The sequence below is a fragment of the Microbacterium foliorum genome, from assembly GCF_003367705.1.
Lineage (GTDB): Bacteria > Actinomycetota > Actinomycetes > Actinomycetales > Microbacteriaceae > Microbacterium > Microbacterium foliorum.
The window spans coordinates 1,778,768-1,796,382 of record NZ_CP031425.1 but is presented as its reverse complement, the minus strand read 5'-3'; the positions used below and the strand labels follow the sequence as shown (position 1 = coordinate 1,796,382).

Genomic DNA, 17,615 nt, shown 5'->3' with positions numbered 1-17,615 from the left:
ATGTACAACCCGGCGTTCGAGAAGGACGCCTGCGGCCTCGCCATGGTCGCCACTCTGCGCGGTGAAGCGGGGCACGACATCATCGCGCTGGCGCTGCAGGCGCTGCGCAACCTCGAGCACCGCGGCGCCATCGGCTCGGATGCCGGCACCGGCGACGGAGCGGGCATCCTGACCCAGATGCCGGATGCCTTCCTGCGCGCGGTCACGGATTTCGAACTCCCGCCGGTCGGCGAGTACGCCGCGGGGCTGGCATTCCTGCCTCGCGACTCGAGCGAGCGCCGTCAGCAGAAGGCGGGGATCGAGAAGATCGCCCGCAGCGAGGGCCTCCGCGTCCTCGGCTGGCGCGAGGTCCCCACGGTCAACGACAATCTCGGCAAGCTCGCCGACGAGGCGCGTCCCGCCTTCGAGCAGCTCTTTGTGAGCGCCGGGGGAACCACCCACTCCGACGCACCGCTCACGGGCATCGCCCTCGATCGGGTCGCGTACCGGCTGCGCAAGCGCGCTGGTCACGAGCTCGGCGCCTACTTCGTCTCGCTCTCGGCCCGCACGCTCGGGTACAAGGGCATGGTCACGACTCTGCAGCTCGAGCCGTTCTACCCTGATCTGCAGGACGAGCGCTTCATTTCGGAGCTCGCCGTGGTGCACTCGCGGTACTCCACGAACACGTTCCCTTCCTGGCCCCTCGCGCAGCCGCTGCGCATGCTCGCGCACAACGGCGAGATCAACACGGTCGGCGGCAACCGCAACTGGATGCGGGCACGCCAGTCCCAGCTCGAGTCCGAGCTGCTCGGCGATGTGGCGCCCCTGCTGCCCATCTGCACCGACGGCGCCAGCGACTCCGCATCGTTCGACGAGGTGCTCGAGCTGCTGACCCTCACCGGCCGCAGCCTGCCGCATGCCATCATGATGATGGTCCCCGAGGCGTACGAGAAGCAGTCGGACATCTCGCCCGAGCTGCGCTCGTTCTACGAGTACCACTCGAATCAGATGGAGCCGTGGGACGGACCTGCGGCGCTGATCTTCACCGACGGCACCGTCGTGGGCGCGACCCTCGACCGGAACGGCCTGCGCCCGGGTCGCTGGACCGAGACCACCGACGGTCTCATCGTCATCGGCTCCGAGACCGGGGTGCTCACGTTCGAGCCGGAGCGCATCAAGCGCCGTGGCCGTCTTCAGCCCGGAAAGATGTTCCTCGTCGACACGGCGCAGCGGCGCATCATCGAAGACGACGAGATCAAGCACGACCTCGCGACCCTGCATCCGTGGCAGGAGTGGCTGGATGCCGGATCCGTCCGGCTGGCCGATCTCCCCGAGCGCGAGCACATCGTGCACCCGCCGGCCTCGATCACCCGCCGTCAGCGCACCTTCGGATACACCGAGGAAGAGGTACGCCTGCTGCTGACCCCGATGGGACAGAACGGCGTCGAGCCGCTCGGCGCGATGGGCTCCGACACCCCGATCGCCGTGCTCAGCAAGCGGCCCCGTCTGCTGTTCGACTACTTCACGCAGCAGTTCGCACAGGTCACGAACCCGCCGCTCGACTCGATCCGCGAAGAGGTCGTCACGAGTCTCAAGCTCGGACTCGGACCCGAGAGCAACCTGCTCAGCTGGGGTCCCGATCACACGCGCACCGTGTCGCTCGACTTCCCGGTGATCGACAACGACGAGCTCGCGAAGATCCGCCATATCGACAAGGCTCTGCCCGACCGTGCCAGCGTCACGATCAAGGGTCTGTACCACTTCGACGTCGGCTCGAACACGCTCGAGAACCGTCTCGTGGAGATGTGCGAAGAGGTCGACGAGGCCATCGCCGGCGGCGCGGAGTTCATCATCCTGTCCGACCGCGACTCCAACAAGGATCTGACCCCGATCCCGTCGCTGCTCATGGTCTCCGCCGTGCACCACCACCTGATCCGCCGTGAGAACCGCATGAAGGTCGGTCTGATCGTCGAGGCCGGGGACGTCCGCGAGGTGCACCACGTCGCGACCCTGATCGGCTACGGCGCGTCCGCCGTGAACCCGTATCTGGCCATGGAGACGGTGGAGCATCTCGTGCGTACCGGCTACATCACCGGGATCAGCCCCGAGAAGGCGGTCCGCAACCTCATCTACGCCCTGGGCAAGGGTGTGCTGAAGATCATGTCGAAGATGGGCATCTCGACGGTCTCCTCCTACGCCGGGGCACAGGTCTTCGAGGCCGTGGGTCTGAGCGAGGAGTTCATCGATCGGTACTTCACGCGCACGGAGTCGAAGCTGGGCGGCATCGGGATCGGCGAGATCTTCCTCGAGAACCAGGCCCGTCACGACTACGCCTACCCCGAAGACGAAGCGGCCCGCGCGCACGAGCGGCTGTGGACCGGAGGAGAGTACCAGTGGCGCCGCGACGGCTCCCCGCACCTGTTCAACCCCGAGACGGTCTTCAAGCTGCAGCACGCCACACGCGAGCGCCGCTACGACATCTTCCGCGACTACACCAGGCTCGTCGACGATCAGGCGGCGGAGCTCAAGACGCTGCGCGGGCTGTTCCGCCTGCGCACCGGAACCCGCAAGCCGGTGCCGCTCGATGAGGTGGAGCAGGTCTCCGCGATCGTCAAGCGCTTCTCGACGGGGGCGATGAGCTACGGCTCGATCTCCAAGGAGGCGCACGAGACCCTCGCGATCGCGATGAACCGGATCGGCGGCAAGTCGAACACCGGTGAGGGCGGAGAGGATGCCGAGCGTCTGCTCGACCCCGAGCGGCGCAGCGCCATCAAGCAGGTCGCGTCGGGGCGCTTCGGTGTCACGAGCCTCTACCTGACCGAAGCCGACGACATCCAGATCAAGCTCGCCCAGGGTGCCAAGCCCGGCGAGGGCGGTCAGCTGCCTCCGCAGAAGGTCTACCCGTGGGTCGCCCGTACACGCGGCGGCACGCCTGGTGTCGGTCTCATCTCGCCGCCGCCGCACCACGACATCTATTCGATCGAAGACCTCAAGCAGCTCATCTTCGACCTGAAGCGGGCGAACCCCGAGGCGCGGATCCACACCAAGCTCGTCAGCCAGTCGGGTATCGGGGCGGTGTCCGCGGGTGTCGCCAAGGCGCTCAGCGACGTCATCCTGGTCTCCGGTCACGACGGCGGCACGGGCGCGAGCCCGATGAACTCGCTCAAGCACGCCGGCACGCCCTGGGAGCTCGGCCTGGCCGAGACACAGCAGACGCTCATGCTCAACGGCATGCGCGACCGCGTGGTGGTGCAGGTCGACGGCCAGCTCAAGACGGGCCGCGACGTCATCATCGGCGCTCTGCTGGGCGCCGAGGAGTTCGGTTTCGCGACCGCGCCCCTCGTGGTGAGCGGCTGCATCATGATGCGCGTCTGCCACCTCGACACCTGCCCGGTGGGTGTCGCGACGCAGAATCCGGCTTTGCGCGAGCGCTTCACGGGAAAGCCCGAGTTCGTCGTGAACTTCATGGAGTTCATCGCCGAGGAGGTGCGCGAGCTCCTCGCCGAGCTCGGGTTCCGCTCGCTCGACGAGATCATCGGACGTGCGGAGCTGATCGAGGCGGATGCCGCTCTGGAGCACTGGAAGGCCGAAGGACTCGACCTCAGCCCTGTGCTCGAGGGGCCGGCGTTCCCTGCGAGCGAGCCTCGCCGCAGCCGCCGCGCTCAGGATCACGAGCTCGAGAAGCATTTCGACGTCCAGCTGATCGACATCGCCGCGCCTGCGCTCCTCAACGGGGAGCCCGTGGTCGTCGAACTGCCCATCGCCAACACCGAGCGCGCGGTCGGCACGATGCTGGGCCACCAGGTCACATCGCGCCACGGCGCGGCCGGTCTGCCGAGGGGCACGATCGACGTCACCCTGAACGGCACCGCGGGTCAGTCCCTCGGGGCGTTCCTGCCGTCGGGCATCGTGCTGCGGCTGGAAGGCGACGCGAACGACTACGTCGGCAAGGGACTGTCCGGAGGCGACATCTCGATCCGTCCGTCTCGAGGGGCGCACATCGCGCCGCACGAGAACGTGATCGCCGGGAACGTGATCGGCTACGGCGCGACGGCGGGGACGATGTTCCTCTCCGGCGTCGTCGGCGAGCGGTTCCTGGTGCGCAACTCCGGTGCGACCGCCGTCGTCGAGGGTGTGGGAGACCACGCGCTCGAGTACATGACGGGCGGCGTGGCCGTGATCCTCGGCTCGACCGGACGCAACCTCGGAGCCGGCATGTCCGGGGGAGTGGCCTACATCCACTCGCTCGACTCCGGCAAGGTCAACGCGCAGTCCCTGGGCAGCGGCGAGCTCCGGCTCGAGCCCCTGGACCGCGCCGACCTCGAGGTGCTGCGCGGTCTCATCGCCGAGCACGTGGAGCGCACGGCGTCGCCGCTCGGCTCCGACATCCTGGCCAGGTTCGAGGAGACCGCCGGCCAGTTCACGAAGGTGCTCCCTCGCGACTACGCGGCTGTGCGCAGCATGCGCGAGGAAGCTGTCGCGGAGGGCATCGACCCTGACGGCGACATCGTCTGGAACCGCATCCTGGAGGTGACCGGTGGCTGATCCCAAAGGTTTTCTGAAGGTCACCGAGCGTGAACTTCCCAAGCGACGGCCGGTGCCGGTGCGCATCATGGACTGGAAAGAGGTCTATGAGCAGGGCGACCAGGCGGTGCTCAAGCGCCAGGCCGGCCGCTGCATGGACTGCGGTGTGCCGTTCTGCCACCAGGGATGCCCGCTGGGCAACCTGATCCCGGAGTGGAACGACCTGACCTGGCGAGGAGAGGGACGCGCGGCGATCGATCGCCTGCACGCCACCAACAACTTCCCGGAGTTCACCGGGCGTCTCTGCCCTGCGCCGTGCGAGAGCTCGTGCGTGCTCGGGATCAACCAGCCCGCGGTGACGATCAAGCAGATCGAGGTCTCGATCATCGACGAGGCCTTCGCCAAGGGGTGGGTGGAGCCGCAGCCTCCCGCGCGCCTCACCGGCAAGACCGTCGCCGTCGTCGGCTCCGGCCCCGCCGGACTCGCCGCGGCGCAGCAGCTCACCCGGGCGGGCCACACCGTCGCCGTGTTCGAGCGTGACGACCGCATCGGCGGACTGCTGCGCTACGGCATCCCCGACTTCAAGATGGAGAAGGGCCAGCTCGAGTCCCGCCTGCGCCAGATGCAGGAAGAGGGGACGCGCTTCCGCGCCGGCGTCGAGATCGGGCGAGACATCTCCTGGTCCGATCTCCGGGCCCGGTACGACGCGATCGTGATCGCCACGGGAGCCACCGTTCCCCGCGACCTCTCGATCCCGGGACGCGACCTCGACGGCGTGCACTTCGCGATGGAGTACCTGGTCGAGTCGAATCACGCGGTGGCCGGCGACAAGGTCCCCGAGCAGATCACCGCCGAGGGCAAGCACGTCATCGTCATCGGCGGCGGCGACACCGGTGCGGACTGCATCGGCACCGCGCACCGTCAGGGCGCACTCAGCGTCACCAACCTGGCGATCGGCGTGCAGCCGGGCACCGAGCGACCCGGGCACCAGCCCTGGCCGATGATGCCCACACTGTTCGAGGTCACCTCCGCGCACGAAGAGGGCGGGGAGCGGGTCTTCCTCGCCTCGACCGTCGAGTTCCTCTCGAACGACGTGGGCGAGCTGCGTGCCCTGCGCGTCGCCGAGACGGAGTACATCGACGGACGCCGCGTGCCCAAGAGCGGCACGGAGCGCGAGATCCCCGCGGACCTCGTGCTCATCGCGATGGGCTTCACCGGCCCCGAGCAGGACGGCTTCACCGAGGAGACGCTGCCCCAGCTGACCGAGCGCGGAGCGTTCCGTCGCGATGACAGCTACGAGTCCACGATTCCCGGCGTGTTCGTCGCCGGTGACGCCGGACGCGGGCAGTCGCTGATCGTCTGGGCGATCGCCGAGGGCCGTGCGGCCGCAGCGAACGTCGACCGGTTCCTCATGGGGAGCACCGTGCTGCCCGAGCCGGTGCGCCCGCACGAGGTCGCCATCGGTCTTCAGCCCGCGTAGGCTGAACGGCGGCACCGTCGCCTGATTTCCATCCCCCACTACCCTGGAGCATTCTGTTGAGACGCGCGAAAATCGTCGCCACCCTGGGCCCCGCCACCTCCACCTATGAGACCGTCCGTGCCCTCATCGACGCCGGAGTGGACGTCGCCCGTCTGAACCTGAGCCACGGTGACTACTCCGTGCACGAGAACAACTACGCCAACGTGCGTCGTGCGGCGGACGACGCCGGTCGTGCGGTCGCGATCCTCGTCGACCTGCAGGGCCCGAAGATCCGCCTCGGCAAGTTCGAAGACGGCCCCTACGAGCTCGCCAAGGGCGACATCTTCAAGATCACCACCGAAGACATCATCGGCAACAAGGAGATCTCGGGGACGACGTTCAAGGGTCTGCCCAACGACGTCAAGCCCGGCGACTTCCTGCTGATCGACGACGGCAAGGTCCGCGTCGAGGTCGTCGAGACCGACGGGGTCACCGTCACCACCCGCGTCATCGTCGCCGGAGCGGTGTCCAACAACAAGGGCATCAACCTGCCCGGTGTCGCCGTCAACGTCCCGGCACTGAGCGAGAAGGACGAGGACGACCTCCGCTGGGGTCTGCGCATCGGCGCCGACCTGATCGCGCTCTCCTTCGTCCGCAATGCGGAGGACGTCACCCGCGTGCACGAGATCATGGCGGAGGAGGGCGTCAAGGTGCCCGTCATCGCCAAGGTCGAGAAGCCGCAGGCCGTCGATGCGCTCGAGGGCATCGTCGATGCCTTCGACGCGATCATGGTCGCCCGAGGCGACCTCGGCGTCGAGCTTCCGCTCGAGGCCGTGCCGATCGTGCAGAAGCGCGCCGTCGAGCTCGCCCGCCGCATGGCCAAGCCGGTCATCGTCGCGACGCAGATGCTCGAGTCGATGATCAACAGCCCGGTGCCGACCCGCGCCGAGACCTCCGACGTCGCGAACGCGGTGCTCGACGGTGCCGACGCCGTGATGCTGTCGGGTGAGACCAGCGTGGGCGACTACCCCGTGGTGGTCGTCGAGACCATGGCGCGCATCATCGAGTCGACCGAGGAGCACGGCCTGGAGCGCATCGCCAAGCTCACCGCGAAGCCGCGCACGCAGGGTGGAGCCATCACGCTCGCCGCACTCGAGGTCGCGGAGTTCGTCGAGGCGAAGTTCCTCTGCGTGTTCACGCAGTCGGGCGATTCCGCTCGTCGTCTGTCGCGGCTGCGCTCGCGGATCCCGATGCTGGCCTTCACTCCGGAGCCCGACATCCGTCGTCGCATGGCGCTCACCTGGGGCATCCGCTCCACTCTCGTGGACATGGTCCAGCACACCGACCTGATGTACCTGCAGGTCGACAACTACCTGCTCTCGAACGGCCTCGCCGCCGAGGGAGACAAGGTCGTCGTCATCTCGGGTTCCCCTCCCGGAATCGTCGGCTCGACCAACGACATCCGCGTGCACAAGGTCGGCGACGCGGTCAACGGCGCGGCTCCGATCTACAAGGAAGCCACGGTCTGATCCGCAGCGTCGGGCGACGGGGGTGGAACGCGAGTTCCGCCCCCGTTGTCGTATCGCCGGGCGGCCCGCATGGTGGCGCTCCGGCGGTATCGTCGAGTGCGCCGCGCGTGCGGCCGGTCCACGGCGGGAGGGGCACATGATCGATCTCGTGCGTCGAGCGCGCTGGTGGATCGCGGACTACGTGTACGCGGCGTACTGGCAGGTGCGGGCGGCGTTCGACCGTCGCGACGCGGGGTCTTTCTCGGGCGGCGGCGGCGTGCCGATCGTCATCCTGCCCGGCGTGTACGAGACCTGGCGGTTCATGCAGCCGCTCATCACCGCCCTGCACGAGCGCGGACATCCGGTCCATGTCGTCGACGCCCTGGAGCGCAATCAGCGCCCGATCCGCGAGGCCGCGGCAGCGGTGACCGCATTCCTCGACGCATCCGGCCTGACCGACGTCATCCTGGTGGCCCACAGCAAGGGCGGACTCGCGGGAAAGCTGGCGATGGCCGGGCCTGCAGGATCCCGGGTGCGGGCGATGGTCGCGGTGGCGACACCCTTCGGCGGCTCGCGCTACGCGCGTCTCCTGCCCGTTCGATCACTGAGGGCGTTCGCCCCGAGGCATCCGTCGATCCTCGGGCTCGCCGCGCGTGGTGATCTCGATGATCGCATCGTGTCGGTGTTCGGTCGTTTCGATCCGCACATCCCCGAAGGCAGTGAGTTGCGGGGTGCGCGCAAGAACGTGCGCCTCGACACCGGAGGGCACTTCCGGGTGCTCGCCGACCCCAGGGTCCTCGCCGAGGTCGCCGCCCTCGCCGAGGGGTAGCGCCCGGCATCCGCAGGTGCGCCGTCGTCCTCGGGACGGCTACGCTGGTGCACGTGCCGTGGTGATCGCCCCGCCGCACGCCGAACATGGATGACCTGACCATCGAACCTGCTGTGGACGACCGCCTGCTCGGCCCGCGTCCGCAGATCGGCGCGCCCCCCGAGGTGATCCTTCCCCCGACTGCGGGTGACGATGTGGTGCTTCCGGCTCTGCGGACGGGCAGCATCGGCATCCGCTACCGGCTCAAGCGACGCTTCCGTACATACGACGCGATCGCCTGCGTTCCCGCCTACCTCGCCCAGACGCGGTCGGATGCGACCGTCCTCGGTCCGGGCGGCGAGCGGATCCACGGCCGAGAGGTGTATGTGCCCGTGCTGGTCGGGGGAGTGGCGGTCGAGGCCACGAACGAGAACCTCGACGCGATCATCAGGGGGAGCATTCCGGACGGCATGATCGTCGCGGATCACCCCGCCGCCGCGGAGCAGGAGTTCGTGCGCTGCATGCGTCCGTCTCTCGACCGGTATCTCCTGATCGACCGGGAGATCTGGATCCGCGCGTCGATGCAGCCGATCTCCTAGGTCGCTTCCGACCTCGATGTGCCGGCGGTGGGACTCGAACCCACACGCCCTTTCGGACAAAGCATTTTGAGTGCTCCGCGTCTGCCATTCCGCCACGCCGGCTCGTGTGTCGCGAGTTCGACTTTAGCGCAGAGCACCCGTGCTCCCGATCGCGCGCCGAGTCATCGGGGACGCCACAGGCGCTCTCCACTAGGATGGATCTGTGACCGAGCAAGAACAGGCAGCCGAGCAGCCCACGTCATCCGCACCCCGACGCGTCGTCGTCGCCGAGGACGAGTCGCTGATCCGTCTCGACATCGTCGAGATCCTCCGCGACAACGGCTTCGACGTCGTCGGTGAGGCCGGCGACGGAGAGACCGCCGTGGCACTGGCCACCGAGCTGCGCCCCGACCTGGTGATCATGGACGTCAAGATGCCGCAGCTCGACGGCATCAGCGCCGCCGAGAAGCTGCACAAGGGCAACATCGCTCCCGTGGTGCTGCTGACCGCCTTCAGCCAGAAGGAGCTCGTGGAGCGCGCCAGCGAGGCCGGCGCCCTGGCCTATGTGGTCAAGCCCTTCACCCCGAACGACCTGCTGCCGGCGATCGAGATCGCTCTCGCCCGCCACGAGCAGATCATCACGCTCGAGGCAGAGGTCGCCGACATGGTCGAGCGCTTCGAGACCCGCAAGCTCGTCGACCGCGCCAAGGGCCTGCTGAACGAGAAGATGGGCCTGTCCGAGCCCGAGGCGTTCCGCTGGATCCAGAAGGCGTCCATGGACCGTCGTCTGACGATGCAGGACGTCGCGAAGGCGATCATCGAGCAGCTGGCTCCGAAGAAGTAGTCCGTGCATCCGCTCGACGCGGAGCACGTCCTGCGTCCGATCCGGCTCGGTGACGGCGCCGCTCTCGCGAGGGCGTATGCCGCGAACAGCGCGCACCTGTCTCCCTGGGAGCCGCTGAGAGAACCGGAGTTCTTCACCGAGCAGTGGCAGGAGACGGACGCCGGGCGGTGCGTGGAGGAGGCGGCGCTGGGCAGGAGTGCGCGGTTCGTCATCGAGTCCTCCGACGGCGAGATCCGGGGACGGATCAACCTGAACAACGTCGTGCGCGGAGCATTCCGGAGCGCCGACCTCGGGTACTGGATCGATGCGTCGCGATTGCGCCGGGGACTCGCATCCCTCGGGGTGTCGCGCGTCGTCGCCCACGCGAGGGACGAACTGCGGTTGCACCGTCTGCAGGCCGCCACACTGCTGCACAACATCGCATCGCAGCGGGTGCTCGGTGAGCTCGGTTTCGAGCCGATCGGGACCGCGCCGCGCTACCTCCGCATCGCGGGGGAGTGGCAGGACCACCGGCTGTTCCAGCTACTGCTGGACGAGCCTGTCAGCTCGCCGCGGGTGCGTCCTTGATCATGTTGGTGATGCGGATCGTCGAGCAGCGCCGACCCTGATCGTCCGTCACCACGATCTCGTGCACCGTGATGCTGCGCCCGAGATGCACCGGGGTGCAGACACCCGTGACGATGCCCGAGGTCGCCGACCGGGTATGGGTCGCGTTGATGTCCACCCCGACCGCGAGCCGTCCGGGGCCCGCATGCAGGTTGGCCGCCATCGACCCCAGCGACTCGCCGAGCACCACGTACGCGCCGCCGTGCATCAGTCCCACGGGCTGCGTATTGCCCTCGACCGGCAGCGTCGCGACGCATCTCTCGGTCGTGAACTCCAGGAACTCCATGCCCATCTTCTGGGCGAGAGCTCCCATGCCGCGGGCTGTGGCCCAGTCGAGTCCTGCACTGGTCGCGGTCTCGCTCACGGATCCTCCTCAGCGGGTGTCTGTCGTCCTCGTTAGGCTGACAGGGTGACGGACTCCGCAAAGCCTACCCTCATGGTCGTCGACGGCCACTCGCTCGCCTACCGTGCGTTCTTCGCCCTCCCGGTCGAGAACTTCACCACCAAAGACAACCAGCACACGAACGCCATCTACGGCTTCCTCTCGATGCTCGTGAACCTGATCAAGGCCGAGCAGCCGACCCACATGGCGATCGCGTTCGACACCTCCCGGCATTCGTTCCGCACCGACCAGTACCCCGAGTACAAGGCGACCCGATCCGAGTCCCCGCAGGAGTTCCGAGGCCAGATCCCGCTGCTGCAGGACTGCCTCGCCGCGATGTCGATCCCGGTGCTCACGAAAGAGGGGGTCGAGGCCGACGACATCCTCGCGACTCTCTCGACGCAGGGAGCCGAGCAGGGGTACGACGTGCTCGTGGTCTCGGGCGACCGCGACACGATCCAGCTCGTCACCGATGACGTGACTCTGCTGTATCCGTCGGTGCAGGGAGTCTCGCAGCTCAAGCGGTACGACCCCACCACGGTGCGCGAGCGCTACGGGGTGGCACCCGAGCAGTATCCCGACATCGCGGCACTGGTCGGCGAGACCAGCGACAATCTCCCGGGTGTCCCCAAGGTGGGAGAGAAGACCGCGGTCAAGTGGCTCACCCAGTTCGGCTCGCTCGACGACCTTCTCGAGCGCTCGGGCGAGATCAAGGGCGTGGTCGGCGGCAACCTGCGCGACCACATCGACGACGTGCGCCGCAATCGCCGGCTCAACCGGCTGCTGCGCGACGTCGAGCTCCCCGTCGCGCCCGACGATCTGGCCGTGGCACCGATCGACGCCCAGGCCGTCCGCGACATCTTCGCGCGCCTCGAGTTCCGCACACTGCTTCCCCGCGTCTTCGAGGCCGTCGGCGCAGGCGAGGTCGCCGATGACCCCGCGGCCGCCGCGGTGGTGCTGCCCGAGCCCTCGCAGGTCACCGCCGCCGAGTTCCTCGAATGGGTCGACGCCCAGGCGGCAGACGTCTCCCTGCGCATTCCGCTGCAGGGTGGGGTGCCCACCAGACTGGGCGCAGCCACCGAGACCGACCTCCGCGAGATCGACTGGAGCGACGAGGTGGCCGACGCGCTGCGTCCATGGCTCGAGTCCGATCGTCCGAAGATCATCCACGACGCCAAGCCGCAGGTGAAGGCGCTCCGTCGTCAGGGCATCCGCCTCGCCGGACTCGCGTACGACACGAGCCTCGCGGGGTGGCTGCTGCGCCCGAGCTTCCCCGACAAGACGCTCGGCGACCTGGTCGAGAGGTACCTGGGAGAGAAGCTGCCCGAGGCCGACCCCTCGCAGCTCGTGCCAGAGACCGAGGGCGCGACTCCGGCTCAGGAGGCCTGGTTCGCGCTGCGTGTGGCGACAGCCCTGCGGGAGGACATCCCGGAGTCGGTCGCCGCGGTCCTCACCGACATCGAGCTGCCCACCCTGCTCACGCTCGCCGACATGGAGGTCGCCGGCGTCGCGGTCTCGCACGAGGTGCTCTCGACATTCTCGGGTGAGCTGGCGACGCGTGCCGACGGGCTGGCGCAGGACGCATTCGGCATCGTCGGCCGCGAGTTCAATCTCGGGTCCCCGAAGCAGCTCCAGGAGGTGCTCTTCGAAGACCTGCAGCTCCCCAAGACGCGCAAGACCAAGACCGGCTACTCGACGGATGCCGCCGTGCTGGCCGACCTCCAGGAATCGCACCCGCATCCGTTCCTCGGTCTGCTGCTGCAGCACCGCGAGGCGACGAAGCTGCGTCAGATCATCGAATCGCTCGACACGGCGATCGGCGACGACCACCGCGTGCACACGACCTATGTGCAGACCGGCAGCCAGACCGGCCGGCTCTCGAGCACCGACCCGAATCTGCAGAACATCCCCGTGCGCACCGAGGAGTCGCGCCGCATCCGCAGCGCATTCCAGGTCGGCGAAGGGTACGAGTCCCTCCTCACTGCCGACTACTCCCAGATCGAGATGCGCATCATGGCGCACCTCTCGGGTGACGAGGGGCTCATCGAAGCGTTCAACAGCGGTGAAGACCTGCACCGCTTCGTCGGTGCGCGTGTCTTCGGCGTCGATCCGTCGGACGTCACGGCAGCGATGCGCACCAAGGTGAAGGCGATGTCCTACGGCCTCGTCTACGGCCTCTCGGCGTTCGGCCTCTCGAAGCAGCTGCGCATCGAGCAGTCCGAGGCGAAGCAGCTGATGATCGAGTACTTCGCGCGTTTCGGCGCCGTGCGCGACTACCTGCGCGCCTCGGTCATCACGGCGAAGGAGGTCGGTTACACCGAGACGATCTTCGGACGTCGTCGCCCGTTCCCCGATCTCGCGAGCCCCAACCGGGTGCTGCGTGAGAATGCCGAGCGCGCCGCCCTCAACGCGCCGATCCAGGGAAGCGCGGCCGACATCATGAAGATCGCGCTGCTGCACATCCACGAAGACCTCCGATCCGAGGCCCTGTCCTCGCGGGCCCTGCTGCAGATCCACGACGAACTCGTGGTCGAAGTGGCGCCGGGGGAGTGGGACGCCACCGAGCGGATCGTGCGGGCTCGCATGGGCGACGCGGCAGACCTGAGGGTTCCGCTCGATGTGCAGGTGGGTCGCGGTCGCGATTGGAACGAGGCCGCACACTGACCGGGTAGCTCACCCTGGCTCTCATCCTCGGGCGCACACAGAACCGATAGGACGCGCGAGCGGTGTTGGCTACTCTGGAGGGATGACCTCTTCTCCCCGCACTCCGTCTGCCATCGACAAAGTCGCCGACGAGTGGGTCGACACCATCGCGGTGCTGGCTCCGACGCTCGGGACATACATCGGACGCGACGATGTCAACGACCGTTTCGGTGACCTGAGCCCGGCGGGCCACGACGAGATCGCTGCGGCGACGCGGACGACGCTCGCCCAGCTGGCGGCGCTCGAGCCTGTCGACGCGATCGACGCGGTCACGAAGGCGGACCTGTCGGCGGAGCTGAGCCTCGACCTCGAACTGCACGACGCCGATTGGCACCTCCGCGACCTCAACGTGATCGCCTCGGCCGCCCAGGACGTCCGGTCCGCCTTCGACCTGATGCCCACGGCCACCGCGGATGACTGGACTGTCATCGCGACCCGCCTCGCCGCTGTTCCGGATGCGCTGCGCGGCTATACCGAGACCCTGCGCGCCGGCATCGCCGCGGGAGTCACACCCGCTCGGCGCCAGGTCGTGGAGGTCGCGACTCAGATCGACCGCTACACGGCCGACGACGGATTCTTCGCCGCGTTCGTCGCCGACGCGGCACCGCAGGAGGGCAACCTTCCTGCATCCCTGGCGCGGCTGCTCGCCGACAACTCCGCCGCAGCCCGCGTGGCGTACGACGAGCTGCGCAGCTTCCTCGCCGAGGAGCTCGCTCCCGCAGCGGGCGAGGTCGATGCCGTCGGACGCGAGCTCTACGCACTGAACTCGCGCCGGTTCCTCGGGGCGACGATCGACCTCGATGAGACCTACGAGTGGGGACGCGAGGAGCTCGCGCGGATGGTCGAGGAGCAGACGGCGATCGCCCACGAGATCCTCCCCGGCGCGTCGGTCGAAGAGGCCGTCGCGCACCTCGAGGCCGACCCTGCGCGCAAGCTCGTCGGCACCGATGCGCTGCAGCGCTGGATGCAGGAGACGAGCGACCGCGCCGTCGCAGAGCTCGGCGCCACGCACTTCGACATCCCCGAGGCGATCCGCACGCTGGAGTGCATGATCGCCCCCACCCAGGAGGGTGGCATCTACTACACCGGTCCGACCGATGACTTCTCGCGCCCGGGTCGCATGTGGTGGTCGGTGCCCGAGGGCGTCACCGAGTTCGACACCTGGCGCGAGCTCACCACGGTCTACCACGAGGGCGTTCCGGGGCACCATCTGCAGATCGCCCAGGCCGTCTACAACCGCACGGAGCTCAACTCCTGGCGTCGTCTGCTCGCCGGCACCTCCGGCCACGCCGAGGGCTGGGCGCTGTACGCCGAACGCCTGATGCAGCAGCTCGGCTACCTCGATGACCCCGCCGATCGACTCGGGATGCTCGACGGCCAGCGCATGCGCGCGGCCAGGGTCGTCCTCGACATCGGCGTGCACCTCGGCAAGCCGCGGCTCGACGGCACCGGCACCTGGGACGCGGATTACGCGCTCGATTTCATGCGCAAGAACGTGAACATGTCCGACCAGTTCGTGCAGTTCGAGGTCAACCGCTACCTCGGATGGCCGGGGCAGGCGCCCTCGTACAAGGTCGGCCAGCGCATCTGGGAGCAGGTGCGCGACGCATACCAGGCGGAACGGGGCTCCGACTTCGACGTCAAGGAGTTCCACAAGCGTGCCCTCGACATGGGCGGCGTGGGGCTCGACACCCTGCGCACGGCGCTTCTCGCAGGCTGAGGGAATGCGAACGCCCCGGACGATGTTCATTCAGCTGAATGGAAAGGGCTGACATGGGCATCGAATTCGGGCTGGACACCTTCGGCGACATCACCAGAGGCGCGGACGGTGAACTGCTCACCGCCGCGCAGACCATCCGCAACGTGGTGGCACAGGCGGAGATGGCCGACAGTGTCGGCGTCGACTTCTTCGGAGTGGGGGAGCACCACCGCACCGAGTTCGCGGTCTCGGCACCCGAGATGGTGCTGGCCAGGATCGCCGGGCGCACGAAGAACATCCGTCTCGGCACCGCGGTCACGGTGCTCTCCTCCGACGACCCGGTGCGCGTCTTCGAGCGCTTCGCCACGCTCGACGCACTGTCGGACGGACGTGCGGAGGTCGTTCTCGGGCGGGGCTCGTTCATCGAGTCGTTCCCGCTCTTCGGGTACGACCTGCGCGACTACGACGCGCTCTTCGAGCAGAAGCTCGAGCTGTTCGTCCAGCTCCTCAAGGAGGAGCCGGTGACCTGGTCCGGCACGATGCGGCCGTCGCTCGACAACGCGAACGTCTTCCCCAAGACGACGAACGGCCTGCGCACGTGGGTCGGGGTGGGCGGCAGCCCCGAATCGGTCGTGCGCGTCGCCCGCCACGGCCTCGGTCTGATGCTCGCCATCATCGGAGGCCCGGCCGGGCGCTTCCGTCAGTTCGTCGATCTCTATCACCGGTCCATCGCGTCGTTCGGAACCCCGGCGCACCCGATCGCCGTGCATTCTCCCGGGCACATCGCCGACACCGACGACGAGGCGTGGGAGGCCGCATACTCGGGCTTCGAGGCGATGAACAACACGATCGGACGCGAGCGGGGCTGGCCTCCGTACAGCAGGGCGAGGTTTCAGAACGACGTCGGGCCCGCGGGTGCGTTGTACGTCGGCTCGCCGGACCGCGTGGCGGCGAAGATCGCCGAGACGATCACGACCCTCGACCTCGGCCGCTTCGACCTGAAGTACGCCACCGGCACGCTGTCGCACGAGGCGATGATGCGCAGCGTGGAGCTGTACGGCTCCGAGGTCATCCCGCGGGTGCGCAGGATCCTCGCCGAGCGCGACTGACACAGCGGCTCGGCAGCGCGAACACGCCTCTACGATGTAGGAATGGCCAACACCGCGCTGCCGAGCCGGGCATCGATCGCCGGGCGTCTCGACGAGCTTCCGTTCACTCGTCGCCATCTGCGACTGCTCACCGGTTCGGGCGTCGGCTGGGCGCTGGACGCGATGGACGTGGGACTCATCTCCTTCATCCTCGCGGCGCTCACCCAGCAGTGGGGGCTGACGAAGACGGATGCCGGGTGGATCGCCTCCGTCGGCTTCATCGGCATGGCGCTCGGGGCCACCCTCGGCGGCCTTCTCGCCGACCGGCTCGGTCGGCGTCAGGTGTTCGCGCTGACGCTGCTCATCTACGGGATCGCAACCGGTGCGAGCGCACTGGTCGGGGGACTGGCGGCGCTGCTCGTGCTGCGCTTCCTCGTGGGACTCGGGCTCGGCGCAGAGCTTCCCGTCGCGTCGACCTACGTCAGCGAATTCGCCCCCGCGCGCATCCGCGGCCGAGTGATCGTGATCCTCGAGGCGTTCTGGGCCCTCGGCTGGACCGCTGCCGCGTTGATCGGGTTCTTCGTGATTCCCGCCTCCGACGACGGATGGCGCTGGGCCTTCGCCCTCGGCGCGATCCCCGCTGTCTACGCCCTGATCGTGCGGTGGGGTCTGCCGGAGTCGCCGCGCTGGCTCGCCTCGCGCGGACGCATCGCCGAGGCGGACCGCATCGTCTCGACGTTCGAGACGGATGCGGGAGTGGTGCCGGAACCCGCGATCCGCCGGGAACCGCCGTCGAGGGCGATCGCCGTCACCACCCGGGCCCGTCTCACGACACTCTGGAACGCGGAGTTCCGGCTGCGCACGCTGAGCCTCTGGGTCGTCTGGCTGTGCGTCAACTTCGCCTACTACGGCGCCTTCATCTGGATCCCCAGCATCCTCGTCGATGCGGGGTTCGATCTCGTGCGGTCGTTCGGGTTCACGCTGATCATCACGCTCGCCCAGCTGCCCGGCTACGCGGTGGCGGCCTGGTTGATCGAGGTCTGGGGTCGGCGGTCGACCCTGTCGATCTTCCTCGTCGGATCCGCGGTGTCGGCGGTGTTCTTCGGCACGTCCACGACGGAGACGGCCATCATCGCCTCGGGGATGGCGCTGTCGTTCTTCAACCTGGGCGCCTGGGGTGCGCTGTATGCGGTGACGCCCGAGATCTACCCGACCTCGCTGCGCGGCACCGGGGCCGGATGGGCCGCAGGCATCGGCCGCATCGCCTCGATCATCGCGCCTCTGGCGGTGCCGGTGCTGCTCGTCGCCGGGGGAGCGCCCGTTCTGTTCGCCGTCTTCGGAGCGTGCTTCGTCGCCGCTGCGGTGGCGGCCTGGGGTCTCGTCGACCGCAGGGGAGAGGCGCTCGACGACCGGTGAGGCGTCCGCGCACCGCTGGCG

The 17,615-nt window shown here is 68.4% G+C and carries 12 protein-coding genes and 1 tRNA gene; 11 read left to right on the top strand and 2 right to left on the bottom strand.

The genetic code is table 11. The annotated features are described in order from the left end of the window. The 5 genes from gltB (at window position 1) to DXT68_RS08300 (ending at window position 8,877) form a co-directional block, all read left to right on the top strand. Window positions 1–4,524: a glutamate synthase large subunit gene (gene gltB / locus DXT68_RS08320; protein WP_115760475.1), complete on the top strand. Its 4,524-nt coding sequence runs from the start codon at window positions 1–3 to the stop codon at window positions 4,522–4,524. Next, window positions 4,517–5,983, top strand: coding sequence for a glutamate synthase subunit beta (locus DXT68_RS08315; RefSeq protein ID WP_045255114.1), 1,467 nt, complete (start codon window positions 4,517–4,519; stop codon window positions 5,981–5,983). The genes gltB and DXT68_RS08315 overlap by 8 nt, the downstream gene beginning before the upstream one ends. 56 nt (window positions 5,984–6,039) lie before the next feature. After that, window positions 6,040–7,491, top strand: a complete 1,452-nt coding sequence (gene pyk / locus DXT68_RS08310; protein WP_045255115.1) for a pyruvate kinase — start codon at window positions 6,040–6,042, stop codon at window positions 7,489–7,491. Window positions 7,492–7,627: 136 nt separating this feature from the next. Continuing rightward, window positions 7,628–8,299 (top strand): esterase/lipase family protein, encoded by a 672-nt coding sequence (locus DXT68_RS08305; RefSeq protein ID WP_045255116.1) that lies wholly within the window; start codon window positions 7,628–7,630, stop codon window positions 8,297–8,299. A gap of 86 nt (window positions 8,300–8,385) precedes the next feature. Further along, window positions 8,386–8,877, top strand: a complete 492-nt coding sequence (locus DXT68_RS08300) for a hypothetical protein (RefSeq protein WP_045255117.1) — start codon at window positions 8,386–8,388, stop codon at window positions 8,875–8,877. 19 nt (window positions 8,878–8,896) lie between these two features. Here the strand turns inward: DXT68_RS08300 and DXT68_RS08295 are convergent. Continuing rightward, a tRNA-Leu gene (locus tag DXT68_RS08295) sits at window positions 8,897–8,979 on the bottom strand. A gap of 100 nt (window positions 8,980–9,079) precedes the next feature. Here DXT68_RS08295 and DXT68_RS08290 point away from each other — a divergent pair. Continuing rightward, window positions 9,080–9,700 (top strand): ANTAR domain-containing response regulator, encoded by a 621-nt coding sequence (locus tag DXT68_RS08290; protein WP_042536652.1) that lies wholly within the window; start codon window positions 9,080–9,082, stop codon window positions 9,698–9,700. 3 nt (window positions 9,701–9,703) lie between these two features. Continuing rightward, window positions 9,704–10,267 carry a GNAT family N-acetyltransferase gene (locus DXT68_RS08285; protein WP_045255118.1) on the top strand — a complete coding sequence of 188 codons (564 nt, stop codon included), beginning with the start codon at window positions 9,704–9,706 and terminating at the stop codon, window positions 10,265–10,267. Here DXT68_RS08285 and DXT68_RS08280 read toward each other — a convergent pair. After that, on the bottom strand, window positions 10,242–10,619 hold the full coding sequence (locus DXT68_RS08280) for a hotdog fold thioesterase (protein ID WP_045255616.1): 378 nt from the start codon (window positions 10,617–10,619) through the stop codon (window positions 10,242–10,244). The genes DXT68_RS08285 and DXT68_RS08280 overlap by 26 nt on opposite strands. Before the next feature lie 96 nt (window positions 10,620–10,715). On the opposite strand from DXT68_RS08280, the gene polA reads away from it, so the two are divergent. The 4 genes from polA to DXT68_RS08260 all read left to right on the top strand — a co-directional run bounded on the left by polA (window position 10,716) and on the right by DXT68_RS08260 (window position 17,594). Further along, complete coding sequence (gene polA, locus DXT68_RS08275) at window positions 10,716–13,352, top strand: DNA polymerase I (RefSeq protein ID WP_045255119.1); 2,637 nt, start codon at window positions 10,716–10,718, stop codon at window positions 13,350–13,352. Window positions 13,353–13,434: 82 nt separating this feature from the next. Beyond that, complete coding sequence (locus DXT68_RS08270) at window positions 13,435–15,111, top strand: DUF885 domain-containing protein (RefSeq protein ID WP_045255120.1); 1,677 nt, start codon at window positions 13,435–13,437, stop codon at window positions 15,109–15,111. A gap of 53 nt (window positions 15,112–15,164) precedes the next feature. Further along, complete coding sequence (locus DXT68_RS08265; RefSeq protein WP_045255121.1) at window positions 15,165–16,199, top strand: LLM class flavin-dependent oxidoreductase; 1,035 nt, start codon at window positions 15,165–15,167, stop codon at window positions 16,197–16,199. A gap of 42 nt (window positions 16,200–16,241) precedes the next feature. Next, the gene (locus tag DXT68_RS08260) at window positions 16,242–17,594 is read left to right on the top strand and encodes an MFS transporter (protein WP_045255122.1); all 1,353 of its coding nucleotides are present in this window, start codon (window positions 16,242–16,244) and stop codon (window positions 17,592–17,594) included. Window positions 17,595–17,615 lie beyond the last annotated feature (21 nt).